Origin of the sequence: Candidatus Methanodesulfokora washburnensis, from assembly GCF_003947435.1 — an archaeon.
Classification (GTDB): Archaea; Korarchaeota; Korarchaeia; order Korarchaeales; family Korarchaeaceae; genus Methanodesulfokora; species Methanodesulfokora washburnensis.
This window is the reverse complement of record NZ_RCOS01000027.1, coordinates 1-24,191: the sequence shown is the minus strand read 5'-3', so window position 1 is coordinate 24,191 and position 24,191 is coordinate 1. Positions and strand designations below refer to the sequence as shown.

Below are 24,191 nucleotides of genomic sequence, written 5' to 3'. Positions count from 1 at the left end.
GAAACCAATTCTTATAAATAACCTCTAGCGAACAATAACTAAGCAGCCTTAACATATGAAGGGTGTGAATTTGATCCTAGATAGGGTTAGGTTTGGTCCTGCTGGTTTTCCAATAGATGCCCCGAAGGAGAGAGCTTTTGGATATTTGAGAGAAATAGGCTTGAGTGGGATGGAATACCAAGCGGTAAGGAGAGTACCAACGAACGAAAAGGAGCTGAAAAAGTTAGGAGATGAAGCAAGGGAAAATGATATAATATTGACCCTTCATGCTCCTTATGCCATAAATCTATCTGCAGAAACTGAGGAGAAGATAAGAGGCAGCATAAACAGGCTTTTATCTGCAGCAAAAGCTGCTAAAGCTATGGGAGCAGGACATGTAACTTTCCATCCGGGTTACTATCTCAGGAGAAGTAGAGATGAAGCACTGAGGATAGCAATATCTGCGCTCAAAGAGCTTAGGGAGACAATGATATCCGAGGGTATAGATGTTGAGCTTGGACCTGAAACTATGGGGAAGCCCTCCCAGCTTGGATCCTTGGATGATGTTCTAGAAATGGCTAAATCTGTTGATGGAGTCAGTCCAACAGTGGATTTTGCCCATCTTCACGTAAGAGAGGGCGGAATTATAAAAAGCGAGGAGGATTATAGATCGATACTGAACAAAATAGAGAAAGAGCTTGGTGATATTAATGGTTTGGTTGTTCACTTTACTGAAGTTGAAGCCACTTCATCCGGCTATGGTGAGAGAATGCACCACGAATTAGGTTCGGGTTATGGACCAGATTTCCGTCCTTTGGCGAAGATAATGGCAGAAAATGGTTTAAAATGGTTTGTCGTATCAGAGAGCCCCATACTGGAGAGAGACTCTGTCAAAATGAAGGAGATATATGAGAGCTTCCTGAAGAACAAGTAATGTTCTACCCCTATATTGAAACTATTAAGAACAGCGAAAACTCATGTCTAGCATGAGGGGAAAAGCTTATATTAACCTTGATCCACCACAATTACAGCAAATGTTAGACCGTGAAGAGTGCCCGGGTGGTGTAGTCCGGTCAGCATAGAGGCCTGTCGAGCCTCAGACCCGGGTTCAAATCCCGGCCCGGGCGCTATAATAAATAATTTGAGGATAGACGTATGGAGAAGCTTAGGAAATATAAAATCTCGACAAAGGAGAGCAAAGGCATTATCGATGATGCTATGTCCAGATACCCTCAGCTTTCCAGCCTGATAACTAAGAGAAAGACGTCATTAGAAGTTGTTGATCTTGGAGAAGCCTTTGTTTACTTGTATAATGGACTTCCTGTTCTTGTGAGAAAAGAAAATTTTCTTATCCCTTTTATAGGTATAATAGATAAGTATGGACTAGATATTCCAAAAATTACTGTTGACCTAGGCGCTGTGAAATTCATCTTAAATGGTGCTGATGTCATGGGACCTGGTGTGAAGGACGTGGATGAGAGGATAAAAGAGGGAGACATTGTCAGAGTTGTAGCCGAGGAATACAATAAGACAATAGCCCTAGGTATTTCCCTGAGAAACTCGGATAAAATTAAGGAAAGGGGAAAATCAGTGAGAAATATACACCATCTTGGAGACAGAATATGGAAGTCCATTAGGGAGCATATTACCAGCGATAAATAGCTATAAGTGGATTTATCAAACATGATGGTTAATTATTCTAACAATAAGCTTATAAAGAATCCTTCTAATGGCTTCTAAATTAAACCCTATCGGGGTGATATTTTGGACCTAATTGGTCAATGGCTAAGTTATCCTGCTTCCCTAGACAGGATATTGTCGATTATAGGGATAGAGCTTCACTGGCTTATATTGCAGTATGTCCTCGGCCTACCTCTCTTTATTATCCTGTCACTTCTGCTCTATGCAAAGAGCAGGGATGAGAAGTGGTATAACATTGCTAAGACTATGGCAAAAGCCTTGGGCATAATATTTGCAGTAGGAGCCGCTAGTGGAACAGTAAGCGAATTCGGCTTGGTTTTAATATGGCCCAACCTGCTTGAGGCCGCTGGTAGGTATATATTTTTCCCTCTCTATGCCGAGATCTTCGCTTTTATCATTGAGATAACCTTTATATACTTCTTAATATTTGGATGGAATAAGTTAGGGGTTAAGGGAAAGCTGATTCTGGCATTTCTAGCACTACTGGGAGCTTGGCTTTCAGGTGCTCTAATAGTAAGCGTTAACAGCTATATGGTTGCTCCTACCGGGATAAAAGCTTCCTACGACCCGATAAGCGGATGGAAATATGATAATGGGTATCCTAAGGTGCTATTAGTTGTTCCTAAGGAAATAGTAAATATTCTAGATGTGAATAAGCTTCTATCTCTCGGCATGGAAGTTTTAGGAGAGAAAAACGATGGTGTTGCTGTATTACTCCCGTCTAAAATAGTATCTACCCTAGCAAGTGAATCTTGGAGGAATGTCAAAGTCGGAGACAGCATTCTATCCCTTGTTATAAAGAAAGAGGCTCTTGGAAGCGTAAAGAATCTGCTCGTAAAGGATGTCGTTGATGCTATACTGACTAACACGGTCAAGAGTGTTGGATATACTATGGTTACTTTCCTCTCTCCAGTTTACGCAGGAAGCATAATACACGCTTTAGGAGCTGCATTAACGGTAACAGGATTCACTATAGCTGGAGGATACTCACTATTACTCCTTAAGTCTAGAAGTGACAAGAAGAAAGTTTACTATGCCAGCGGGCTGAAGCTGGGAATTACTTTGGGCTTGTTCTTTATAGCAATTCAGGGCCTCGTTTTCGGACATCTTCTCGGAACTGAAATAGCGTCATACAATCCTGAGAAGCTAGCAGCGATGGAGGGAACTAGTAAAGAAATATTCAGCCTCAGCAGAGCTCTAGGAATAGAGAAAATCATGAGTTTCCTATCCTATGGAAGCTTCGAGGCGAAACTACCTGAATATGATTTGATACCTCAAGATTATTGTACGTTAACTGGAGTTACCTCAATATCGGACTGCAGACCTCCTCTAATGGTACATTATCTATATTATGCTAAAACCGGTTTAAGCATCATTCTGGGCCTTTATGCCTTGATCTCAGCCATATTAGTCCTAAGGGGGAATTTATCACCAACTTTGCTCAAAATAAATGTCATAACACCTATAGTAGCTCAAATTATCAGCTTTCTGGGCTGGGCAGTAAGGGAGATAGGAAGGAAGCCATGGTCTATATATGGAGTAATGACAGTTGATGTAGCCCACACGATAAACCCTGGAAATCCCTTATCTTACGGCATAATAGCTTTGATATTGATTTCTGTGGCTTTAGTCCTAATCTTGGCCGTTTTTAAACTCCTTTATGTTCCATCAGTCAGGGAGGTGTGAGCATGATCCCCTATGTTTATTTTATAGCACTTGTTTTTGGCATACATATAGTGGTCGTCAATTTAGGAATAGCCCTATCAACAATTATACCTTTGCTAAAGAGAAAGGCCGATCTTAGCGGGAATAAGGAGCTAGATGAAATAGCTAGAGGAATCTTCAGGATATATGCTGCTACATATGCAATAGCTGGAGTCATGGGAACAGCTTTCACTGTATTCCTGCTAAGCTTTTATCCTGAGTTTATTGGAGTTGCCGGCAACATAACCTTACTACCCTTTGGAATAGCAATAGTTTCAATATTAGTTCATTTCCTAGCTATAGTGCTCTATTATTATGGCTGGGATTCCTTTCCGAGATGGGCTCATTTCTCCTCCGGGATCTTGTTAGCTCTCACAGCTTACACTATACCTTTAGGTTTCAGACTGGTTTTTGCCTTCCTAAATACACCATCTGGACTCAAAATAGATGACAAGCCTTATATAGATGCCTTTGGAGCTCTTGCTAATCCAACCTTCATGCCACTCTACCTAAAGAGCATCTTTGGTGCCGTAACGTTCGGCTCCCTTTTCATCTCAAGCTTATTAGCTTATCAGATAACCAGAAGAAAAAGTGAGAAGGGTCTCCAAATTTACTCTACTTTCTTAAGGATAGCCATAATAGGAATTTTCATAATGCTGATACTGGGTCCCTGGTATTCCATGTCCCTGATATCTACACCAGTGAAGTTTAACAACATCTTCAGATCCTTCGGATGGGGACTTAGTGGAATTGAGACCATAAATATGGGATGGCTCTTCGTAATTAAGATCATCCTTATAGCAATCCAGATATATGCTATATTAAAGCTTACCGTATTTGGCAACGGCGTTAACTTCAGGCTCTCTGCTATTGCAACGACATCAGCAGCACTCACAGTATTAACTGGAGAATATCTGAATATGTTCAGCCAATATCCATACTTTCTGGCTAATCTGCCAATAGTAGCTGAGAGTATACCTGAACCATGGAGAACAATACTCGGAAGATCTTTATCTCTTGAGAACGTTAGTCCTTTGGCCAAAGACCCTACTATGCTCTTGGTGAGCGCTATCGGAATAGCAATTCTGCTTGCTGCAATAGGTTACTTCATATATGAGACTTTGTATAAAGGGGATTAACCCCTCTCTTTTTTTTAAATACAAATCCCCTAAATAAATTATTTTTGGTTTAATATCCGATATTTCCCTGAGAAACTCGGATAAAATTAAGGAAAGGGGAAAATCAGTGAGAAATATACATTATCTTGGAGACAGGATATGGAAGTCCATTAGGGAGCATATTACCAGCGATAACGTTAAAAGTATTTAGTGATGTCTCATGCCTGATGGGGGGATCAATGTATGGATGCACTATTCAACCCGAGATCTATAGCAGTTATAGGTGCCTCTAAGACTCCAGGCAAAATAGGTCATGCTATCCTGACAAATATAGTAAAGTATGGTTTTAGAGGGCGTGTTTACCCAGTAAACCCGAAATACGATGAGATAGAGGATTTAAAATGTTATCCAACGGTTCTTGATATTCCTGATGAAATAGATCTAGCGATTATAGTTATACCTGCTGAACAGGTTCCAAAGGCAGTAGGAGAGGCTGGTGCAAAAGGAGCAAAAGTGGCTGTGGTGATATCCAGCGGTTTTAAGGAGGCAGGCAGAGCTGATCTTGAGGAGAGTTTACTTGAATATGCAAGAAAATATAATATAAGAATCTTAGGACCTAACATATTCGGGTTATGCTACACTCCTAAAAGGCTCAATGCCACATTTGGGCCACAGGACGTCATACCTGGATCGATAGCACTTGTTTCTCAGTCAGGAGCTTTGGGAATAGCACTTATGGGCTGGACAATTGTCGAAAAAGTTGGACTCTCTGCTCTGATAAGTTTGGGAAATAAAGCGGATATAGATGATGCAGACCTGTTGGAGTGGCTTAGGGACGATCCGAATACATCTGTTATACTGATATATCTTGAAGGAGTAAAAGATGGAAGGAGGTTCATGGAGGAGGCAAGAAAAACATCAGTTAAGAAGCCGGTTATAGTTATAAAAGCTGGAAAGACAAGAAGAGGAATGCAGGCTGTTGCCTCACATACAGGGTCTCTTGCCGGAATGGACAGCGTATATAACGCAGCATTTGAACAAAGTGGTGTGCTTAGAGCCGGAAGTCTGGAGGAAGCATTTGATTGGGCTAGACTTTTCTCCACAAAGAAGGTATCGAAAGGAGAGAACACAATCATAATAACAAATGGAGGAGGAGTTGGCGTCTTAGCCACGGATGCCTGTGAGGAACTAGGAGTTAAGCTTTTAGACCCTACAGAGGATCTTAAGAGGGAGTTTATGGCCTATATGCCTCCTTTTGGATCACCGAGAAATCCTGTCGATATAACAGGACAGGCAACTCATGTGGAGTTTGAGGGAGCTATAGACGTGGTTATAAGAAAAGATATTATTAATAATATAATAGTGCTTTACTGCCAAACTGCTGTAGCCGATCCAATAAAGTTAGCAGAAGTCCTGATAAAGGCAAACAAGTCGACGGATAAGCCCATTGTGGCAGCGATGATAGGAGGAGAAAAGGTTTCAGAGGCCATGGATATACTGAAGAGAGAGGGATTCCCAGTATACCCAACTCCAGAGAGAGCAGTAAGCTCTATGGCAGCAATGATAAAATGGTCTATGAAAAGAAGAGTTCTAGAGGAAAAGATAGGTTAGCATTGGTTTCCCCTGAGAAGAAAAGTTTAAATCATTAACCAAAAAAATGAAGAGGAGGTTAATTATGCCGGAGGTAGAGCTATTAGCTCCTCCTGGTTCTAAAGCATTACTTCTTGGGAATGAGGCAATAGCGAGAGGGGCAATAGAAGCAGGATTGGATGTAGCTTCTGCTTATCCTGGAACACCTAGCACAGAAATAGGAGAAGCCATATCGTCTGTAGCAGAGAAGCTCGGAATATACTTTGACTGGGCTATAAATGAGAAAGTTGCAGCCGAGATAGCAATAGCTGCTAGCTGGTCCGGCTTGAGATCCCTCACCATGATGAAGCATGTAGGCATGAACGTGGCTGCGGATGCTATCTTTACGCTTACATATGCAGGAGTAGTAGGTGGCATGGTCATAGTAGCTGCGGATGATCCCCAAGCACACAGCAGCCAGAATGAGCAGGATAGCAGACATTTCTCTATCGCAGCGAAGATACCCACTCTTGAACCCTCGAACTCGCAGGAAGCAAAGGATTTTACTAAAGTTGCATACGATATATCTGAAAAGTATAAATTACCGGTAATGATAAGGACTACAACTAGAATCAGCCACCAAAGAGGAATTGTCGAGTTAGGAGAGATTCAGGAAAGAAGGAAGAAGGGATTTTTCAAGCCAGATGAGCCTGATAGATATCTACAAGTGGGAAACATAGCGGTTAGACATCATAAAGAGCTTGTGGAAAAGCTAAAGAAAATAGAGGAAGAGGTATCGGAGAAAGAGTATTTCAACAGAATTATCGGAGATGAATCTGATTACGGCATAATAGCTTCAGGTGTTTCCTACTCTTATGCTGCTGAGGCCTTGAGGAGGTTTAATTTGAACATAAAAATACTGAAGATAGGAATGTCCTATCCATTTCCAAGAAAGATGGTCTCTGAATTCCTCAAGAGCTGCAAAAAAGTTGTTGTTGTGGAGGAGTCGGATCCAATAATGGAATCCTACGTCAAAATGATAGCAAAGGATGCAAATCCTAGTGTGGAGATATACGGAAGGGAGACAGGGCATTTACCATGGTCTGGAGAGTATAGACCGGGAATCGTGATAGAAGCCATAAGAAAGGCTTTTGGAATAGATCTGAGCCTTCCGGCAATAAACCCAATAGCTGCTGAGATTTCAAAAAAGGCCCCTGCAAGAAGCCCAACTTTATGCCCTGCATGTCCCCACAGATCCACCGGATACGCCACAAGGAGGGCTGTTAAGGCAGATTCAATAGTTCTCGGAGACATAGGTTGCTATGCTCTTCTCTTTCAGAAGCCCTTCAGCTTAGCAAAGGTAAGTCATGCAATGGGATCCTCGTTTGGATTCGCAAATGGGTTTAGTATAGCTACAGAACAGCCTGTAGTAGCCTTTATAGGGGATTCTACTTTCTTTCATGCAGGAATACCAGCTCTTGTTGAGGCTGCCCATCACAACAGGAAAGCTGTCTTCATGATACTTGATAACAGAATAACTGCTATGACAGGACACCAGCCACATCCGGGGGTAAACTATACAGCAACTGGCAGACCTGCCAAGGAAATAGATTTGGAAAAGCTTGTGAGATCCATTGGAATAGAGCATGTTGAGGTAATAGATCCATTCGACCATAAGAGAATGGAAAAAGCTGTAAGGGACTCCCTAAATAGAGAGGGCGTTTCTGTCATAATAGCAAGAAGGGAGTGCGCCCTCTTGACTGTAAGAAAACTCAGGCAGAAGGGAAAAATAGTTCCATACAGAGTTGATCCGGAGAAATGCACTTACTGCAGGGTCTGCATAAATACATTCGCATGCCCGGCATTTGTTGACACTGGAGAAAAGGTCAGAATAGACCCTGCCGTGTGTTTCGGATGTGGTGCCTGTGTTACTGTCTGTCCTTACAATGCAATAGTTCCATCTGAGGGTTCCGTAAACTGGTTTAAGGAGGGGATAGGTGTTTAAAATGGATGAATTAAATGTGATTATAGCAGGAGTTGGGGGCCAAGGTATACTCTTCATGAGCCGAGTTTTGGGTCATGCAGCTGTGAAAAGAGGCCTTAACTTCATTCAAACAGAGATTCACGGACTGTCTCAGAGATATGGATCTATTCATACAGAGATAAGAATTGGAAAAGATGTACAAAGTCCTTTGATTCTCGAGGGAACTCTCGATCTTCTAATAGCACTGGAGCCATTGGAAGCTCTTAGAAAGGCCAATTATGTGAACCAGAGAACCACTGTTGTGATGGATGTTCACGAGATAACGCCTGTGACTGCCTATATAGAGAAGGCGAGAGTACCGGATGTTGATGAGATAATATCAGATCTAAAAGCAGTAGGAGCTAAAAAGATCATTACTGTCAGCGCAACAGATATTGCAGTTGAGATAGGAGATCCGGTCTTGGCTAACTCCGTTATGCTAGGGGCTGTATCTACTGCAGGAGTTCTACCTTTCTCTAAGGATGAGATAAGAAGTTCTTTGAGCGAACTATCTCCTGCAAGATATAGAGAACTAAATCTGAGAGCTTTCGATGCTGGATTAAAAGAAGCAAAAGATAGGTAGAATGGTTTTAAGTAGTGTAAGTGCAGTGTGAGTGATGCGAAGAAGAATAGCTGTCGTGGATAGGGAGAGATGCAACCCGAGAAAATGCGGAGAAGAGTGCATAAAGTACTGTCCACAGGTGAGAATGGGGTACAAGGAGACTGTAAGATTGGAAAATGATCTCCTGCTGATAGATGAGGAGCTCTGTACGGGATGCGGAATATGCGTGAGAAAGTGTCCATTTAGCGCTATAAGTGTAGTTAACCTACCAGCACCGGTGGAAGGAGAGGAAATTCACAGATATGGGCCCAACGGTTTCGTTCTGTACAGAATACCTCTGGTTAGGTTCGGATCTATTGTAGGAATTGTAGGACAAAATGGTGTTGGAAAATCTACAGCCCTGAAGATCCTGTCAGGAGAGTTAAAACCAAATCTAGGAAGGCAAAGGGAGCTGAGCTGGGACGAGATATTGGAGAGATTCCGAGGATCTGCCCTTAAGGATTATTTTGAGAAAATATTGAATAAAAAAATAAAAATTATAAGGAAGCCTGAGAGAATAGACTTAATTCCAAGGATAGCCAAAGGAACAGTAAAGGATCTGTTGAACAGTATAGATGAAAGAGGTGTTCTAAATGAGGCAAAAGAGCTATTAGAACTAGAGAAGATAATGTCAAGAAGGCTGGATGAATTGAGTGGAGGAGAACTGCAACTTGTGGCTGTGACTGCCCTCTACTGTAGGGAGGGAGATGTGTATGTTGTGGATGAACCATCAAACTATTTGGATGTCTATCAGAGGTTCAGAATGTCGGTGCTTTTGAGAAGACTCGTATCTCATAATAGAGCAGTTATTGTCGTAGAACACGACCTTGCTGTGCTCGACTATCTAAGTGATTACATTCATGTGATGTATGGAATCCCCTCCGTCTACGGTGTGGTAAGTCTGCCTCACTCCACCAAGGAGGGCATAAACATATTCCTTGACGGATACCTTCCGGATGATAACGTTAGATTCAGAGATGAACAGATAAAAATCCTCTCTAGATCTCAAATAAAACAGGAAACAGCAGTTCTTATGTCATATGGAAAGATGAAAAAGAGTTTCAATGGATTCAGCATAGAGATAAACCCAGGAGATATACGGGAGGGAGAGATACTAGTTGCTGCTGGTCCCAATGGGATAGGAAAGACGACCTTTATGAGGATGCTTGCTGGAGAGATAAAGCCAGATGAGGGAGAAACTCCGACATCTGGTTTGAGGATATCATATAAGGAGCAGTACCTCAGAGTGGATTCGGATGATAATGTCCGGAATTTTCTAATTAAAAATATACCAGATTCCCTTAAATCGAACTACTTCAACTCTGAGGTGGTGAGCAGGCTCAGAGTGGATATGTTGATGGAGAAGAACTTGAGAGACCTCAGCTCAGGGGAGCTACAGAGGGTAATGATAACGGTATGTCTGGGTAGAGACGCCGATATATACCTGATAGATGAGCCCAGCGCATTCTTGGATGTAGAGATGAGATTAGCAGCAGCAAAAGCAATAAAGAGAACAATAGAGGGCAAGAAGAAAGCAGCTTTTGTCGTGGAACATGACTTAATAATGATGGAGAGTATTGCAGACAGGATAATACTGTTTGAGGGAGTCCCTGGTTTAGAGGGGAAGACAATTGGTCCGATGAGCGTAGTAGATGGAATGAATAGGTTCTTAAAGGATGTCGATATAACTTTTAGAAGAGATCCGGAGACAGGTAGACCTAGGGCCAATAAGCCCGGCTCTAAGTTAGATGAACTCGCTCGAAAAACTGGAAGATATTATATATAAAGGTGGTTTATTTGTTAGAAGATATAAAGAAGGCAATCATTTCGCCGAGCACTTTGTTTAGAGAGATGCTTTTTGATGAGAAGAGGATATCTGGCCTTCGGTCTGTGGTTATCGTCACTATAACAACTTATATAACTGCAGAAGTTATCAGAACTAGGATATCCTGGATAATACCCTCAGAATCCCTTGCTTGGAATTTATGGTTTGCTTCTTTGCTGTTATCAATCTTTCCACTCGTATTCTGGATCTTGGACTCATTATTGGTTTTTCTCCTAGCATGCAGGAGTAAAAGTGAGGAACTTCCTAGAATTCTATCTGGAATAGGACTGTCTATGACACCTGTACCACTTGGGGAGATTTTATCCGTGCCTTTTATACTAGCATCACCGGGAAAGGCTGTGGAGATACCAGCTGGATCTACTGTCGAGGATCTACCGAGAATTATTTCACCGGTTTTTGAGTTCATCGAAAGCCCAACTTTTCTAATAGGAATTATAATTATAATAGCCTCTTTACTATGGTGTATTTATTTAACTAATCTATTTATAAAGATATCATTAGGAAAAGATAAACCTTGGCTCTACTCCGTGACGGCTGGATTTACCTCTTTGATCACAATAGCAGTTGTTGCCTCTGTGATAGCTACTTACTCGTATGCTGCATTAGAGAGAGCTCTTCTGCAGCTTTTAAGACGAGGCTAGCAAGTTCTCTAATTTCCCATTGAGCTGATTTATCCAATCTAAGCTTGAAGAAATTCTTAAGGGATGAAACTGTTGCTGTAACCGCTATTCTTGTTGATATTGCCTGAGGAATTATGTATCTTGCATCCTCCTTGTTTATTCCCATCTCAACAAGCTTTCTGTAAGCGCTTAATGATCTATCTATCATCTCAAAGTATAGTTCTGCTGCCTTTCCCTCCACAGAAGGTGGTTTTATAAAGTCTAAATTGGATACATCAACAAATCTCTGGCTCTGCTGTGTGAAGCTCATGGATCTATGCCTCACTAGCTGATGAGAGGTGACCCTAGATATTCCCTCGGCAATAAATGTCATGGAGGAGAGATCTCCAGGGGCTTTAAGGAAGTCTATCACAGAGAGCTTTATTCCCAGAGGGGATGAGTAACTCTTAAGGAACATTGGTTCTCTTACTCCTCTGTATTCAACACCAAATTTTCTGGAGAGAAATCTTGATATTGATAAAAACTCCAAAGCAACATCCCTATAATCTGGATCAGCAGCCATTTCTATGGCTGTCCTCATATTTCCAGAAATTATAATTTCTTTTGATTCCTCATGCCAGTCAAGATATCTATACTTAGCAAGCATGCGGATGTACCTATCGGAGAACTCCTTTCTCACCAGAAATCTACCATGTTCAAATACGCTCAAATGTCCCATTGTAAACAGGCTTTCTAGCAACTTCTCCTCGTATTCAGGGTTCACCTCCATCAATATATCCTTAATTGGTTTTTTTGATCTGGATATCCTGGCGCAAACAGATATTATTGTGTCCGGATCCCTCATTTTTTCTCATCTCCTAGAGGTTTAGGAAGTCTTACTCCGCTCTGGCCTTGATAAACTCCCGTATATGGCCTGAGAACAACACCTGTTGTCTTTGAAAATACGACATGCAGAAACCTTATCCCCTTGTAGATTCTAACAGGGTAGTTTTTTGACCAGAAGAGCTCTATAGTCAGCTGTCCATCAAAGCCTGCATCCACATACGTCACCGGAGCTATGAAGCCCATCCTAGCTATAGTGCTTCTTATTCCACATATTGCCATTACATCAGGTGGAAGCGTTATTCTCTCCTCCGTGTGGAGTAGAAAGGATGTCATAGGCTCTATGACTATCCCCTCATCCGGTATCCTTTTTACAGAGAAGAAATCCTCTGCCTTGCTGCTTTTTATATCATATATGCCACCCTGCTTAGGAAGAGCTATCTCCTCTCCTATTCTCATGTCTACTCCATTTTGCTGAATAGAGTCCTCGTAAAGGGGATTTATCTTGAGCCAACCCAGTTTTATATATTCCATAAGGTCTCTATCGGAGAGCATAGAGCTTTGCAGATGGAAAGGAAAAAAAGTTTATTTAAAAAATAATACTTATTGTCCTTTTATAAATTTCTCAATTAGCTCCCTAGCTTTATAATCCGGCATCTGAACAGGAGGATGCTTAAACAAGTATGCACTTATCTCCACTAAAGGTCCAGATATTCCTCTGTCCATAGCAAGTTTTACAGCCCTTATGGCATCTACAGCTACCCCTGCAGCATTAGGAGCATCCATAACACTCAGTTTTACATCTATGCTTGCTCTAAACCCCCCAAATTGTTCGAATTCCATCCACATATACATTATTTTTCTGTTTCCTAGAAATGGAACATAATCACTAGGTCCTATCCTAGTCCTTGTCTCATATGGTATTAAGCTTGTCACAGCTTCAGTTTTGCTTATCCTTTTAGAATGCAGCCTGCTCTCCTCTATCATGTTGAGGAAGTCCATGTCACCTCCTATATTAAGCTGATATGTATCGTATATCTTCAGTCCTCTCTCAACAACCAAGTTTGCTATAGTCCTATGAAGTATTGTTGCTCCCAACTGGCTCTTAAAGTCGTCACCTGCAGCAGGCAGACCCGCTCTCCTGAATTTCTCCCCCCATTCCTTGTCACTCACTATAAACTCTGGTATTCCATTGACAAGCCCTGTTCCAGCATTTATGCATGCCTCAGCATATGCTCTAGTGGCCTCTCTGGAGCCGACTGGTATAATGTTCACAAGCACATCAGCTTTCACTTCCCTCAATACCTCTGCAACATCAACACTTTTCTGCGATTCATCGACTATAAAGCCCTCTCCATATCTGAAATCCCTCATGTGCTCAGCTACCCCATCCAGTACAGGACCTTTAAGAACCTCGACTCCAAGCTTTGGAACATCAGAAAACTTCGGAAGAACGTTTGGAGGGGAGAAAATAGCCTCACTAAGATCCTTTCCGACTTTTCTTTTGTCCACATCAAAAGCAGCCACAAACTCTATGTCTCCTATATGATAGGGACCAAATCTAGTGTGCATTAATCCAGGAATTGGGATATCATCAGGAGAATCCTTGTACTTGAACACTCCCTGCACTATGGCTGATGCCACGTTTCCCACTCCAGCCAAAGCCACTTTTACCTTGCTCATGCCACCACCTAGACCAAGTTTTACCATCGCAAAATATAAGTTTTTCGGTTTATCAAGAAGACAAAAAGGCTAAGGAGACTCTTCTATTGCTTTTTTAATCTTTTCTAGACCTTCTAGACTCAATATTCCAAGCCCTTTTACATGTCTTTCAACTCCCTCTAATAGGAGGATAGCAGGAAATCTTCTGTATATTATAACCTTCTTTTCCCCTTTTATCAGCTCTATGCGATCATCCACATTCCTCGCGACATAACCCTTTGACAGCAGATATCCCTTTATTTCATCGAGATCCTGCATAGCGACACCTCTAGATATGTTAGAATAAAAAAGATTATATGGGGATAGGTCGGGAGCCAAACGCCCCCGTGTATTCCCTTAGGAGCATTCTATAGAGTTTTGCCTCAAAGGCTATTGTGATAAGCGGAAGTTTATTTGTCTTAGAAACATTCTCTTTCTGATAAACTGGCTGAGCAGGAGCTGGTGGATCCACTAAAGGAATAACAAGAACCGATATTGGAACTGCCTGATTTTCAGCCATTACAAGCAGAGGGGAGAGCAAGAGAAGCAGAAGGGGGATTATCGACTTCATCACATTAAATCCCCTTCATTGATTAAAAAGATATTTCGACCCAAGGCTAACCACTGTTTTATAAAAAATTAAGTTGAGAAGAGGGACTCGACCTCCTTTATCTTGCTCTCCACTATGTCAATAGCCCTATCAAGGTACTCCTCTGGTATGTTCAGCGGAGGAGCTATTCTCAGCACATTCCTCCCAGCAGTTATTATGGCAACTCCAGCCTTCCATGATCTTATCATGACCTCATTTGCCTCTTCTATTCCAGGTTCTCTTGTTCTTTTGTCCTTTACAAGCTCAACCCCTATCATCAGACCCTTTCCTCTTACATCACCTACTATTTTGCTCCTCTCCTTTAATTCATTGAGTCTCTTCATTACCTTCTCTCCCAAGTTCTTAGCTCTCTCCAACAAGCCTTCCTTTTCTATAACCTCTATTGCTGCCAAACCAGCAGCGCAAGAGACTGGGTTTCCTCCGAATGTGGATGCGTGAGATCCGCCCTCCCACACCATTATCTTCTCCTTAGCTATCATAGCTCCAAGCGGAAAACCAGCCCCTAGAGCCTTGGCTGAGGCCATTATATCGGGCTCAACACCAAAGTGTTCTATCGCCCACCACTTCCCGGTCCTTCCCATGCCAGCTTGAACTTCGTCGTCTATAAGGAGGATATCGTGCTCGTCCGCAATTTTCTTAAGGCCAGGTATGAAGCTATCCGGAGGGACTACGTATCCTCCCTCCCCTTGTATGGGCTCGAAAACTATTGCTGCTACCTCCTCCGGTGGAACGTACCTTTTTAACACCCAATCCTCTATGAAAGCTAAAGTCCTCTGAGAGCATTCCTCAGGGTCATCTTTTGAGCCAAATGGGCATCTATATACATAAGGATATGGAACATGTATCACGCCTGGGACTAAGGGACCGAAATACTTCCTTTGAACAGGCTTGCTTGCAGTCAAGCTCATTGCACCGTAAGTTCTTCCATGAAATGCTCCTATGAAGGCTATAATGTACTGCCTCCTCTTATACCATCTCGCTAGCTTTATAGAAGCTTCTATAGCTTCAGCTCCGCTATTTCCATAGTAAACCTTCTTTGAGGAGTTTCCTGGTGCTATCTTCACAAGCTTCTCAGCCAGAGATATAGAGGGTTCATAGTAGAAATCTGTGTTTGAGTAGTGAACCAGCTTTTCCATCTGCTTCTTGGCAGCTTCTATTACCTTTGGATGCCCATGTCCCACGTTCATAACGCATATACCTGCATTAAGGTCGATGTATATGTTTCCATCAACATCATATATAAGAGAGCCCTCAGCTCTGTCCACTACAAGAGGATAGAACCTGACATAAGAGGGAGATATTACTTTTTCGTCTCTTCTCAGCAATCTTCTCGCATTAGGGCCCGGAGGAGTCACAACTATCTTAGGAACTTCTTCCATGACACCACCTAGGAACTTATAACCGGAATAATAAAAAGTTTTTCCAAAGCTATACGCTTTTCGTCTCAGGCTCGGGCATATATCTGTAGCATATTAGATCAGCTATCCTCATATACTTCTTAGCTATGGGCTTCCTGCAGAACACTCCCTTTTTCCTTGCAGTATCGCATATATCACATACCAATTTCATTGCCTCATCTTCCCTTAAACTTCCTGTTGCAAGGCCATTGATCAATTTATCTAGAAGTTTTCTTATCTCTGGAACTTTCTCCAGATCCACGGAGCTTCCTCTATAACCTCTGACATATTGGCTTACTGCCCCTTGAGTCACTCCTAATATCTCTGCTACTTTGACTTGGGTCATGTTGTGGTTTAACACGAGTTCTCTTGCAACTATCGCCCTTATGCATGGTATTATTATCTTGACCACAAGTTCACATGGTTGTGCTATCAACTCAAGGCACCTTGGGAACTGCCATTCTTCTATTTAAATTGTTTTGTAGATAGCAAGAAAGTTATCAGAGAAGATAATAGAGGATAATGAGCTAAATTCTTGATAATTAAAAGTTTAATATCCATCGGTTAGCTTCCAGTTGATGCGATATAGCTTTATCCTCATAATCTTGCTAGTAATTCCAGCTCAATTTTTACTGGCCGGTGGAGAGCTGATTTATGCCAAGATAAATCTGGATACCAATCCACCTTATGTAATGGAGCTGGATCTCAGTGTGGATAACACTGCTGGAAGCTCCGACCTGAATATAACAGGAATAGAAATAAAGTTATATGGAATATCAAATATAACGCTATATAAACTCACTGGATCGTCTGTCACGGAGCTAGCTACATATAGCTACCCAGTTAACTTATCAGTCAGGAGAGGGGAAAAGGCAGAGATTAGGAGATATCTCACAGTGCCCGAGGTTATCCTCCTTTATGAATACATGAATGTAGTTATATTAGTAAATACTTCATCAGGTATGATTCATGAGAATTATGAAGCGAAAGTGGAGAACAAGCCATCCTATCTCTTGGCTGTTGCCCTTGTGGGCACTATATTTAGTGGATACTATGCAATATATATCTATAGAAAAAGAAGAATAGTTGATTCTAGGAGATTTGGAGTAGAGCTGTACAGGAAGTTCATGAGGGAAAGGGATCTGTATCTTAAAAAAGCAAAAAAGATAAGAGAGAAAAAAATGAATGATAGTGAGAGCAGCATAGAAGCATCCGTAATACTTCCCTTGGAGAGACTTTCTGAAAAAATGAGAAGAGAGGCCTCATACCTCAGAAAGATAAGCGAGGATATAGAGAAGGAGGCTGAGAGAATAGAGAGAATTTTGAAGGAAGGGAAAATATGAGGATAGTTCTGACGAAAGTTAACCTGAGGACAATTTCTTTTATCCTTCTATTCCTCTTAGGAATTGTTATTTTCATAGCCGAAGCATATTCTGGCAGAAAAGCCGGATTTAGCTCGTTTATTGCCGGAATTATGGTATCCTTCTCTATCATCCATCTGCTTGGAATTGAAAACAAGGAGTTAAGAGTTGCATTAATCCTCTTATCCGGCATAATAAGTCTCCTCGGACCAGCAATAGGTATGTCTCTCTCCATCCTTCTTCCGACAATCTCACACTTAATAGGCAGAAAGAAAAAAGAACAGAGAATAAAGCAGATTAGAAAGCTCCATTCAAGAGGGATTCTTGTTGTGGCTCCATCGATAGGATCTATATGCAATCTTGTTGCCAAAATATCGCTTGATCTGGCACTTTCCGGGAAAAAGCTAGTTGTAGTTGACTGGGATGGTTCTGTACCGGGTTTATTGAGAGAAAGAGGTGTGCCTTTCAGACAAGCAGAATGGAGAGACATATCTCTGTCATACTCTGGGAGACTTGGTCCCAACTATCTCACAGTTGCCAGCATATTATCATCCCTGATAACCGGCATAGGAGCTGAAGTGATAGCAAGTGCTGTAAAGGAGAGAGCTAGTGTGGAGCTTCCTGAGACAGTGAAGCTAATAAAGGACATTATAATCCATGAAGGAGTTCTGCTGGATGATGCTATGCCAGGACTGGGTCCTCTTATCATAAATACATCCGATCTAGATCTCATGTCGAAGGATCTCGTCTCCGCCTTGGTCGTGTTGCAATCGCTATCTTTTGGATACAGGGATTTTGTCCTAGTAGTTCCAATCATAAGCCCTATATCGGAGAGCTCCTTGAGAGCGGCAGGCGGCCGAATTGACGTTGTTGAATGGATTTTGAGAGAGACCATAAAAAAGGGTTGTATTGTCATAACTGGACCGGAGCCCAGCATAATTGCGCTTAGGGAGTTTGACTCGCTTTTAATAACAAGAGGAGTTTACAATGTGATGGGCAGAGATTTAAGCAGATTTTTGCCTGATAATATTAAAAAGCTCATTAAGAGCGAGGTTGATGTTCTTATATCGGACGGCACAGCTCAGCAACTCCAGATAGAAACTTCATTGCTGGATATACTCTGAAGCTTTTCTTCATTGCTATAATATCCCTTATTATAAATGATGGAACAATTTTTGATGTAATTCTTATCCTTCTGTCACTAAAAACAATAAGATCTGCGGCCTTTCTATATACCAAACCTGTATTCACTATTTTTCCAATAGTTTTGGCCAAAATATCCTCATAACTCTCAGGAACACCATCTCTAATAACTCTGTACAGCACATGAGCTGATATCATCGCTGTATATAGACCGCCACCGTTTATAGGAACGCACATTCCAGCAGAATCCCCCAGAAGAAAAACCCTCCCAAATCGGGCCTTTCTCATTCCTCCAACTGGCACGAGCCTACCAGCTTCTTTCTCCTCTATATTAAATTCTTTGAATCTATTTATAATAAAATTTCTTAGGGATAACACTGGATTCATCCTAGAGATAAAGGGAAGCCTTGCCCCCAATCCAACATTTGCCCTGCCATTTCCCATCGGTATTATCCAAATATAGCCACCTGGAGCAATATGGGGATCGATCTCCATCCTAACTGAGTTATCTATGGATATACCTGACACAATTGTTCTGAGAGCAAAAGCCATGTCCATGTCATTCACATTGAACATCTCCCTGTAAAAAGATGCCCCAGCCGCTATCACAAGATTTGACCCCCTTAAGAACTGTTCACCCTCTTCTGTAACAACCCTAACCTTCACCTCATCCTGTTTCTCCAACCAAGAGGAGAACCTGCCCAACAAAAATTTGCAACCCGAATTCATAGCCCTGTTTGATAAATATTCAACAAGTCTAGCTCTGTCGATGCTCATCATCCCATAATCAAGTCGATGCTCCTTGTTTCCAATCTTGAAGATTATATTTCTCATTCTATTTCTAGCAAACTGCTCTGATAAGGAAAAAGTCTCCTCAATAGACTCATCCTCATCTATAGCCTCCAGCAGATACTTTTTCTCCGGAATAATCTCCCCACATATCGATCTTTTTGAGAAAAGGGGATCTCTCTCTATTATGGCCACTTTTTTACCGAGCTCAGACAACAGGTATGCTGAAAAAGAACCCGCCGGACCGGAGCCCACTATTATAAAATCAAACTGCATTTATTGCGCTCCCGGCGGATTTCTGAAGAGGTGGAAGAACTGTTTATATGTCTTTATGTACTCCTCTCCTCCTACAAGCTTGCGTATATCCCTCTTATACTTTGATATCTCCCCCACTTTGCCCGGATGCTCCTCAGCATACTCCTCAAGAGGGGTTTCATATTCACGTTGTATTCTGTCTCTGTATATATCAGGCATCACATTAAAAGTGCAGAAAGGTATCACCTTTCCTCCAGGAACCAAGTAGTGTATATCACATTTTATCACTCTCTGAACATCATAATTATAAAGATCCATAAAATGCATCATTCCTAAAAATAATGCCTTGTAGTGAAACTCTCCAAGTGCGCTGTAGTCCCTTCTCAAAAATATCTTCCTCAGAGTGCTCATGAGGTCTATCCCCTCAGGTTGTTTATCCTTTCTTATGAATTTTCCTATGTTAAGTAAAACCTTCATTGCGGTTATGTACTTATTGGCACCCTTTCTTATTTCATCTGCCTTCTCCTGTAGATAATCATGGAAGCCCTCCACATCAACGAACTCCGTTATTGGAACAAATCTCTTTAGCACCTTCTCCCCATTTTTGTAGGAGAACTCAGGAAACACATACGTTGCCATACCACAGGCAGGATGATTTGTGAATTTATACTGCGGTCTGCCTGTTAAGGCCTCAACAAAATCGCTTATAGCAGTTGAAAACGGCACTGTATACCATGCGTCCCTTGGGATCTGCCCATTTGTCTGCTCCTCTATCTTCTTTATCACATCAGGTATCGTTATCCTGTACTTGTCCCTCTCCTTTCTTGGCATCTGACCGACTAATGATACTGGCTGGAAATTAACACCTCTTACTATGTCGATATTCAGTGCCGCGAACTCTATTATTGCTCCAAGCTCGTGGTCATTTACTCCCTTTATCACAGTCGGAACAAGCACTATGCTGGTCATTCCTGCATCTCTTGCAGCCTTGAAGATATAGGGAATCTCCCAGTGGTTCTTTGGATTTGACTCAGGAGTGACCCCATCAAATGAAAGATATAGTGTGTTCACGCCGGCTCTTCTCAACTCAGCCAGATACTCGGGCCTTTCCACAAACGTTATACCATGAGTGTTGAGCTGCACATGGTCTACCCCCATTTCCTTTATCATTTTGACTATTTCCACGAGATCTTCCCTTAAAGTAGGCTCCCCTCCAGTCAGCTGGACTGCGTTTCCTGGAACAGGTCTTTCACTCCTCAGAACTTTTATCATCTCCCTTATCTCATCTACTGATGGTTCATAGACAAATCCAGCTTTCTCAGCATAGAAAAAGCAATACCAACAGCTTAAGTTACATCTGTTCGTAAGAACTATGTTCGCAAGAGCCGTCATATTCTTGTGGAGAGGGCAGATTCCGCAGCTAAATGGACAAACTCCCTTGAACTCAACTTGCGGGGATATACCCCTTCCCGGCCCCTCGTACTTAAAGGCCTTTTTCAGCATCTCTGCATCTCCCCAGTAAACCTCTTCTATCTCTCCATGATCCGGACATATCCTCCTTATGAATGTCTTCCCTTCCCTCTCCACGATAATAGCAGGAAGATATCTGTAACAATCTGGGCAGAGGGAAGCAGTTCTTCTCACCAGCTTCTCTCCTTCCTTTGGCTGAGGTATCGGACCTCCTATTTTTATTATTTTATTATTAACTGTTATATATTTTTCTTCTAGCTTCGCCACAGCCATACAGGTCCAGCACCGGAGCGTGAAGAGCTTATTAATTTAACTCCCCTAAAGACTAAATAATGGGTCTTCCAAGCAAGATCAGATGAGGATCTACATAGAGACACATGGATGCACAATGAACATATCCGACTCTGAGATAATGGCTGGAATACTTAGAAGAGCGGGTCATGTGATAGTGGATAACCCAGAGGATGCGGATATTATCGTACTGAACACCTGTAATGTCAAGCTGCCAACAGAACAAAGAATGATCCATAGAGCAAAGGAACTGAGCTCAAAAAAGCCCTTAATAATAGCAGGGTGCATGGCTAAGACACAACCCGAGAAGTTGATAAAATATGCTACTGCTCTACTTGGCCCAAAGTCAATACATCTAATAGATAAGGCTATCTCTGGAGAAAGAGCTGAGGAGGAAGCTAATCTAATCAAGGTATCCATGCCAAGAGTGAGATTCTCAGGTTTAACAGCGATAGTTCCAATAGCAGAGGGATGCCTAGGGAACTGTAGTTATTGTATAACGAGATTCGCCAGAGGAAGATTGTTCAGCTATCCGATGGAGCTTATAGTTGATGCAGTGAGGAATGCAGCTCTTGATGGGTACAAACAAGTCTTTCTCACAGCAGAGGATACAGCTGTTTATGGACTTGATAGGGGAACTAATATAGCTGAACTTGTAAAATCCCTTGAGGGAATAAGAGGGATCTTTATAAGACTGGGAATGGCAAATCCTGCTTTCCTTAAGGTTTTTATTGATGATTTGCTTAAGAATATGCCTGAAAACATTTACAGATTCTTACATGTCCCTGTCCAAAGCGGAAGCGATAAGGTGCTGGCTGATATGAGAAGAGGGTATAAGAGCTCCGACTTTCTGGACATTGTGAGGAAAGTAAGGATGCGTTTCGGAGATGAATCAACAATAGCAACTGATATAATAGTCGGATTCCCTACAGAGGATGATGAGGACTTTGAGAGGACCATTAGACTTCTTGAGGAGACCAAGCCAGAGGTGATAAATATAAGCAAGTATGGAAGAAGACCGGGCACTGATGCTGCCAAATTGAAGGATCTTCCAGCAGATATAGTCACAAGAAGGAGCAAAATACTAACGGAGATATCATATGAAGTCAAGATGGAGAGAAACTTGATACATGTGGGAAAAGATTATCCTGTGTTAATTACAGAGAGGATCGGAAGCAATCTATTTCAGGGAAGAACTGAGTTTTACAGACCTGTTATTATTAAGGGGGATCTTAAGGCAGGGGATGTCGTACTTGCTAGAATAGATGAAGCAAAGAGCAATTATCTCATTGCAGGCAGCTATTCTGCAGCCGTTGTCGGATAGTTAACATTTTATAACTATCCGTTCCATCTCGGATAGCAACGGACTGCTATCCTCATTGATGGCTTTCAGGGGCAACGGGGCTCCCCTCATCCTGAGCATATTAATGCCTGCGGTCACATCCCTATCACTTTCATAACCGCACCGCAGGCATCTCAGAAGCCTGTGCCCATTCGGAGCTAGTTTTCCCCCACATATCGGGCACAGGCTAGAGGTCCCCCTCGGATTCACATACTCAACAGGCAATCCGTTAAGCCTAGCCTTGTAATCAATATAAAACTGAAGATCTCGGAAATTCCATGAATGAAGCCTTCTGTTCATCTGCCTCCCGTATCTGATGCGTTTTCTTATCCCCTTCAAGTCCTCCATCACTATCCCGAGATTGTTTTGCCTGGCGAAGTTCACAATCTCTTTTGAAATTTTGTGGCATAGATCCCTCGTTCTGTTCTTCTCCCTGTCGGAATAATTCTTCAGAAGCCTCCGAGCAGTCTTTGGCTTATATCTGGCAAGCTTCTGAATCTTCCTTCTGATGATAAAGTATGTTGTATGTATTGTTCTAAGCTCATGATCTACCCTTAAAACGTGGGGATTTGAGCTTACAGCCGTTACATTAGATTCATTTATATCTATGGCTATCCATTCCCTAGGGTTCTGAAGATCAACTTCCTTCTTGAATGGAATAATAATCTTATTCTCGTTTACCGTTATCTCACCTGTCTTGAGCTTCCCCTCCCTCCAAGCATCAATGAACTTCTTCTGATATTCCCCGAATTTCAGATTTATGAAGATGAATTTCCTTGGCCTCACCGAGATCCTGATCTTATCTCCATAAAACCTGTAGAGCTGGGGATCTAGCTGCATGAATAACTTCTTGGCCTCAGGCTTTCCCTTTTTATGCTTCTTTCTGTGTTTCTTGAGCATTGCCAAGGCTATCTTGCATGCAGAGTGGCAGAAATGGGTTGAGTAATTCCATCTCCGTTTCCACTCCCCATAAACTCCTCTCCTCAGCCTTGCATATGATGTTATCCTTCTTTTATAAGCATAATCTATGCAGAAGTTTATCATCTCCCTGAAGTCTTCCAGGAGCTTTCTCATCTCATCGTCCGGTTCATATCCGAAGGGAACCCCTAGGTAGACTTCCACAAGTAGAGTATACACACAGAAGTTATATAAAGTTGACTTTTTGGGGACTGCTGACGTACCCTATTTCAAGGAAGTGTTTAACTTCAGCCAGGACCATGTTAATTGCGGCATCGATTATCGAATCCATGGATTTCAACCCTCTCACATAGCTATATCCAAAGTATGTTAGCCAACCTATAACTCCATTAAAATTCCTCAAAGCTTCATCAATCAACTCATCGCCTACATCTACACCCTCCTGTTCAAATCCCCTTCTGAGGAAGTTTGATGCAGCCTCCTTGGTTAATGGTTTGAGCTCTATGGTCTTATGTGGCCTGCCGTAGAGTGGCGCCTCAGGATCCTCAACCCTCAAGAACTTATGTAGCAAACCAACCTCCGAGCCTGAAACCACAATTCTAATGCTCAAATGATCCAATGCATACGCTAGGAATCCATCAAACCTAAACTTCAGATTCCTCAATTCCTGAGCCTCATCAAAAACTACAACTGTATCCCCCAAATTCTCGAAGATTTCGAGCAAAACATCGGGCCTCCTAAACTTAAATTTAATAACTCCACCGACCTCAAAATAGTCAATATTCCCAATAAGCCTCCTAACCCAGCTATTCCTACTAATCTCGGCCTCAATTATGCGTAAAAAGTTGTCAAAGGATGTTGTAGCCGATCTCAGCAATCTGCAATCCAAGAACAAGTACTTACAATTAGCTGTTTTCAATCAAGTGAGGAT

Annotated in this window: 23 protein-coding genes and 1 tRNA gene; 13 read left to right on the top strand and 11 right to left on the bottom strand. The window is 42.0% G+C overall.

The annotated features are described in order from the left end of the window. Nucleotides 1-70: 70 nt before the first annotated feature. The 10 genes from D6D85_RS01890 to D6D85_RS01845 all read left to right on the top strand — a co-directional run bounded on the left by D6D85_RS01890 (nucleotide 71) and on the right by D6D85_RS01845 (nucleotide 11,182). Nucleotides 71-913: a TIM barrel protein gene (locus tag D6D85_RS01890; protein ID WP_161969630.1), complete on the top strand. Its 843-nt coding sequence runs from the start codon at nucleotides 71-73 to the stop codon at nucleotides 911-913. Between the two features lie 119 nt (nucleotides 914-1,032). Beyond that, a tRNA-Asp gene (locus D6D85_RS01885) sits at nucleotides 1,033-1,106 on the top strand. A gap of 28 nt (nucleotides 1,107-1,134) precedes the next feature. Next, entirely contained in the window at nucleotides 1,135-1,641 is a 507-nt protein-coding gene (locus tag D6D85_RS01880; RefSeq protein ID WP_125670387.1) for a DUF1947 domain-containing protein, read from the top strand. Nucleotides 1,642-1,743: 102 nt separating this feature from the next. Continuing rightward, nucleotides 1,744-3,366 carry a cytochrome ubiquinol oxidase subunit I gene (locus D6D85_RS01875; protein ID WP_125670386.1) on the top strand — a complete coding sequence of 541 codons (1,623 nt, stop codon included), beginning with the start codon at nucleotides 1,744-1,746 and terminating at the stop codon, nucleotides 3,364-3,366. 2 nt (nucleotides 3,367-3,368) lie between these two features. Beyond that, nucleotides 3,369-4,523 carry a cytochrome ubiquinol oxidase subunit I gene (locus tag D6D85_RS01870; RefSeq protein WP_125670385.1) on the top strand — a complete coding sequence of 385 codons (1,155 nt, stop codon included), beginning with the start codon at nucleotides 3,369-3,371 and terminating at the stop codon, nucleotides 4,521-4,523. 222 nt (nucleotides 4,524-4,745) lie between these two features. Continuing rightward, nucleotides 4,746-6,113, top strand: a complete 1,368-nt coding sequence (gene acs / locus D6D85_RS01865) for an acetate--CoA ligase alpha subunit (RefSeq protein ID WP_125670384.1) — start codon at nucleotides 4,746-4,748, stop codon at nucleotides 6,111-6,113. 64 nt (nucleotides 6,114-6,177) lie between these two features. After that, entirely contained in the window at nucleotides 6,178-8,076 is a 1,899-nt protein-coding gene (gene iorA / locus D6D85_RS01860) for an indolepyruvate ferredoxin oxidoreductase subunit alpha (RefSeq protein ID WP_161969629.1), read from the top strand. A gap of 1 nt (nucleotide 8,077) precedes the next feature. Further along, nucleotides 8,078-8,677, top strand: coding sequence for an indolepyruvate oxidoreductase subunit beta (locus tag D6D85_RS01855; protein ID WP_125670382.1), 600 nt, complete (start codon nucleotides 8,078-8,080; stop codon nucleotides 8,675-8,677). A 34-nt stretch (nucleotides 8,678-8,711) separates the two neighbouring features. Beyond that, entirely contained in the window at nucleotides 8,712-10,481 is a 1,770-nt protein-coding gene (locus tag D6D85_RS01850; protein ID WP_125670381.1) for a ribosome biogenesis/translation initiation ATPase RLI, read from the top strand. A gap of 11 nt (nucleotides 10,482-10,492) precedes the next feature. Next, nucleotides 10,493-11,182, top strand: a complete 690-nt coding sequence (locus tag D6D85_RS01845; protein ID WP_125670380.1) for a YIP1 family protein — start codon at nucleotides 10,493-10,495, stop codon at nucleotides 11,180-11,182. Here D6D85_RS01845 and thyX read toward each other — a convergent pair. From thyX to D6D85_RS01810, 7 genes are all read right to left on the bottom strand, one after another. Continuing rightward, a complete protein-coding gene (gene thyX / locus D6D85_RS01840; RefSeq protein WP_125670379.1) occupies nucleotides 11,124-12,005 on the bottom strand; it encodes an FAD-dependent thymidylate synthase in 882 nt (293 codons plus the stop codon). The genes D6D85_RS01845 and thyX overlap by 59 nt on opposite strands. Further along, entirely contained in the window at nucleotides 12,002-12,538 is a 537-nt protein-coding gene (dcd, locus tag D6D85_RS01835; protein WP_125670378.1) for a dCTP deaminase, read from the bottom strand. The genes thyX and dcd overlap by 4 nt, the downstream gene beginning before the upstream one ends. Nucleotides 12,539-12,586: 48 nt before the next feature. Next, nucleotides 12,587-13,693, bottom strand: coding sequence for an inositol-3-phosphate synthase (locus D6D85_RS01830; protein ID WP_373695737.1), 1,107 nt, complete (start codon nucleotides 13,691-13,693; stop codon nucleotides 12,587-12,589). Between the two features lie 42 nt (nucleotides 13,694-13,735). Beyond that, nucleotides 13,736-13,963, bottom strand: a complete 228-nt coding sequence (locus D6D85_RS01825; protein WP_125670377.1) for a hypothetical protein — start codon at nucleotides 13,961-13,963, stop codon at nucleotides 13,736-13,738. Nucleotides 13,964-13,997: 34 nt separating this feature from the next. After that, nucleotides 13,998-14,255, bottom strand: coding sequence for a hypothetical protein (locus D6D85_RS01820; protein WP_125670376.1), 258 nt, complete (start codon nucleotides 14,253-14,255; stop codon nucleotides 13,998-14,000). A 68-nt stretch (nucleotides 14,256-14,323) separates the two neighbouring features. After that, the gene (locus D6D85_RS01815; RefSeq protein ID WP_125670375.1) at nucleotides 14,324-15,673 is read right to left on the bottom strand and encodes an acetyl ornithine aminotransferase family protein; all 1,350 of its coding nucleotides are present in this window, start codon (nucleotides 15,671-15,673) and stop codon (nucleotides 14,324-14,326) included. 49 nt (nucleotides 15,674-15,722) lie between these two features. Continuing rightward, nucleotides 15,723-16,127 carry a transcriptional regulator gene (locus D6D85_RS01810; RefSeq protein WP_125670374.1) on the bottom strand — a complete coding sequence of 135 codons (405 nt, stop codon included), beginning with the start codon at nucleotides 16,125-16,127 and terminating at the stop codon, nucleotides 15,723-15,725. Between the two features lie 142 nt (nucleotides 16,128-16,269). Here D6D85_RS01810 and D6D85_RS01805 point away from each other — a divergent pair, with 142 nt between their 5' ends. Both D6D85_RS01805 and D6D85_RS01800 read left to right on the top strand, forming a co-directional pair. Beyond that, entirely contained in the window at nucleotides 16,270-17,034 is a 765-nt protein-coding gene (locus D6D85_RS01805) for a hypothetical protein (RefSeq protein WP_125670373.1), read from the top strand. Continuing rightward, nucleotides 17,031-18,176 carry a hypothetical protein gene (locus D6D85_RS01800; RefSeq protein ID WP_125670372.1) on the top strand — a complete coding sequence of 382 codons (1,146 nt, stop codon included), beginning with the start codon at nucleotides 17,031-17,033 and terminating at the stop codon, nucleotides 18,174-18,176. Before D6D85_RS01805 ends, D6D85_RS01800 begins: the two co-directional genes overlap by 4 nt. Here the strand turns inward: D6D85_RS01800 and D6D85_RS01795 are convergent. Together D6D85_RS01795 and tes are read right to left on the bottom strand one after the other, a co-directional pair. After that, nucleotides 18,115-19,260 carry an FAD-dependent monooxygenase gene (locus tag D6D85_RS01795; RefSeq protein WP_125670371.1) on the bottom strand — a complete coding sequence of 382 codons (1,146 nt, stop codon included), beginning with the start codon at nucleotides 19,258-19,260 and terminating at the stop codon, nucleotides 18,115-18,117. The genes D6D85_RS01800 and D6D85_RS01795 overlap by 62 nt on opposite strands. Continuing rightward, nucleotides 19,261-20,982: a tetraether lipid synthase Tes gene (tes, locus tag D6D85_RS01790; RefSeq protein ID WP_125670370.1), complete on the bottom strand. Its 1,722-nt coding sequence runs from the start codon at nucleotides 20,980-20,982 to the stop codon at nucleotides 19,261-19,263. 82 nt (nucleotides 20,983-21,064) lie between these two features. Here tes and D6D85_RS01785 point away from each other — a divergent pair, with 82 nt between their 5' ends. Continuing rightward, complete coding sequence (locus tag D6D85_RS01785) at nucleotides 21,065-22,324, top strand: tRNA (N(6)-L-threonylcarbamoyladenosine(37)-C(2))-methylthiotransferase (protein ID WP_125670369.1); 1,260 nt, start codon at nucleotides 21,065-21,067, stop codon at nucleotides 22,322-22,324. Here the strand turns inward: D6D85_RS01785 and D6D85_RS01780 are convergent, their stop codons facing one another. Both D6D85_RS01780 and D6D85_RS01775 read right to left on the bottom strand, forming a co-directional pair. Beyond that, nucleotides 22,325-23,464: an RNA-guided endonuclease InsQ/TnpB family protein gene (locus D6D85_RS01780; RefSeq protein WP_125670368.1), complete on the bottom strand. Its 1,140-nt coding sequence runs from the start codon at nucleotides 23,462-23,464 to the stop codon at nucleotides 22,325-22,327. A gap of 22 nt (nucleotides 23,465-23,486) precedes the next feature. After that, nucleotides 23,487-24,149 (bottom strand): AAA family ATPase, encoded by a 663-nt coding sequence (locus D6D85_RS01775; protein ID WP_161969628.1) that lies wholly within the window; start codon nucleotides 24,147-24,149, stop codon nucleotides 23,487-23,489. Nucleotides 24,150-24,191 lie beyond the last annotated feature (42 nt).

Coding starts and splice junctions, on each gene's coding strand:
- D6D85_RS01815 (WP_125670375.1), bottom strand. CDS start 15,673: ATGGAAGAAGTTCCTAAGATAGTTGTGACTCCTCCGGGCCCTAATGCG.
- D6D85_RS01825 (WP_125670377.1), bottom strand. CDS start 13,963: ATGCAGGATCTCGATGAAATAAAGGGATATCTGCTGTCAAAGGGTTAT.
- D6D85_RS01880 (WP_125670387.1), top strand. CDS start 1,135: ATGGAGAAGCTTAGGAAATATAAAATCTCGACAAAGGAGAGCAAAGGC.
- D6D85_RS01870 (WP_125670385.1), top strand. CDS start 3,369: ATGATCCCCTATGTTTATTTTATAGCACTTGTTTTTGGCATACATATA.
- D6D85_RS01850 (WP_125670381.1), top strand. CDS start 8,712: ATGCGAAGAAGAATAGCTGTCGTGGATAGGGAGAGATGCAACCCGAGA.
- D6D85_RS01805 (WP_125670373.1), top strand. CDS start 16,270: ATGCGATATAGCTTTATCCTCATAATCTTGCTAGTAATTCCAGCTCAA.
- iorA (WP_161969629.1), top strand. CDS start 6,178: ATGCCGGAGGTAGAGCTATTAGCTCCTCCTGGTTCTAAAGCATTACTT.
- thyX (WP_125670379.1), bottom strand. CDS start 12,005: ATGAGGGATCCGGACACAATAATATCTGTTTGCGCCAGGATATCCAGA.
- D6D85_RS01830 (WP_373695737.1), bottom strand. CDS start 13,693: ATGGTAAAACTTGGTCTAGGTGGTGGCATGAGCAAGGTAAAAGTGGCT.
- tes (WP_125670370.1), bottom strand. CDS start 20,982: ATGGCTGTGGCGAAGCTAGAAGAAAAATATATAACAGTTAATAATAAA.
- D6D85_RS01855 (WP_125670382.1), top strand. CDS start 8,078: ATGGATGAATTAAATGTGATTATAGCAGGAGTTGGGGGCCAAGGTATA.
- dcd (WP_125670378.1), bottom strand. CDS start 12,538: ATGCTCTCCGATAGAGACCTTATGGAATATATAAAACTGGGTTGGCTC.
- D6D85_RS01800 (WP_125670372.1), top strand. CDS start 17,031: ATGAGGATAGTTCTGACGAAAGTTAACCTGAGGACAATTTCTTTTATC.
- D6D85_RS01785 (WP_125670369.1), top strand. CDS start 21,065: ATGAGGATCTACATAGAGACACATGGATGCACAATGAACATATCCGAC.
- acs (WP_125670384.1), top strand. CDS start 4,746: ATGGATGCACTATTCAACCCGAGATCTATAGCAGTTATAGGTGCCTCT.
- D6D85_RS01795 (WP_125670371.1), bottom strand. CDS start 19,260: ATGCAGTTTGATTTTATAATAGTGGGCTCCGGTCCGGCGGGTTCTTTT.
- D6D85_RS01820 (WP_125670376.1), bottom strand. CDS start 14,255: ATGAAGTCGATAATCCCCCTTCTGCTTCTCTTGCTCTCCCCTCTGCTT.